This is a genomic window from Pseudidiomarina aquimaris (genome assembly GCF_003987395.1).
Lineage (GTDB): Bacteria > Pseudomonadota > Gammaproteobacteria > Enterobacterales > Alteromonadaceae > Pseudidiomarina > Pseudidiomarina aquimaris.
In genome coordinates, this window is the sequence record NZ_PIPT01000021.1 from 1 (window position 1) to 1,197 (window position 1,197).

1 protein-coding gene is annotated in these 1,197 nt (G+C 47.5%); it reads left to right on the forward strand.

Going from position 1 to position 1,197, the window contains the following annotated elements:
* Positions 1-71 precede the first annotated feature (71 nt).
* A protein-coding gene (locus CWE21_RS13345) for an IS3 family transposase (protein WP_126834910.1) occupies positions 72-1,159 on the forward strand; the annotation gives its coding sequence in 2 pieces (ribosomal slippage) (positions 72-333 and positions 333-1,159; 1,089 coding nt in all).
* The last annotated feature ends 38 nt before the right edge of the window (positions 1,160-1,197 follow it).

Sequence of the window (1,197 nt, forward strand, 5' to 3'; positions counted from 1 at the left end):
TGTAATCCCCCCGAAAAATCGGAGCAGTTATAAGTAGAAAATTCCGTTAAACTAAAACGAAGGAGTTTTCTATGCGCAAATCACGATACACAGACAGTCAGATCTTAGCGATTCTGAAACAAAACGAGAACGGGGTACCCGTTCCAGAGCTTTGCCGTGAACACGGCATGAGCTCGGCTCAATTTTATAAATGGCGCGCCAAGTTTGGCGGCATGGACGCATCGATGATGAAACGTCTCAAAGAGCTTGAGGACGAAAACAAACGCCTCAAGAAAATGTATGCCGAAGAGCGACTCAAAGCTGAGATCCGCAAGGAAGCCCTTGAGGGAAAGCTGTAAAGCCATCTCAGCGCAAGGAGATGGCGCGAGCTGCCATTCAACGCCATGGTATTAGCGTTCGTTTTGCCTGTGTTTGCATGGGTATTAGCGAGAGCTGCTACCACTATCAAAGCAAACTCAGCGATGAAAATGCTGTGATTGCTGATTGGTTGCTACGCTTAACCACCGCACAGAAGCGCTGGGGTTTTGGTTTATGCTTCTTGCACTTGCGTAACGTGAAAGGGTTTCGATGGAACCACAAACGCGTGTACCGCATTTATCGCGAGCTAGAGCTGAACTTACGAATCAAACCCAAGCGTCGCCTGCGACGCGACAAACCAGACGCTTTAAGCGTGCCAACTGCAATGAATCAAGTCTGGTCGATGGACTTTATGTCCGACAGTTTAGCTGATGGTCGTTCACTGCGAACATTTAACGTCATTGACGATTACAACCGTGAAGGATTAACCATTGAAGTCGATCTCTCGCTGCCAAGTGCCCGGGTTATCCGTGCCTTGGAGCAAGTTATTGAATGGCGAGGAAAACCTGCGGCTATTCGTTGCGACAATGGCCCTGAATACCTTTCGGGTGAGCTCATCAGTTGGGCTGAAAAACATCAAATTACGATGCTCTATATTCAACCCGGCAAACCAACTCAGAATGCCTATGTTGAACGATTTAATCGAACAGTACGACATGAATGGCTCGATTTACACCTGTTTGAAAGCGTCGAACATGCACAAGAACTTGCCACTCAGTGGCTTTGGCTTTATAACAACGAACGGCCTAACACGGCCATCGGAGGCATTCCGCCCAAACAATTAACGCAAGCGGTTCATTAATTCTACGAATAACTGCTGCTTAAAATGGGGGGATTACA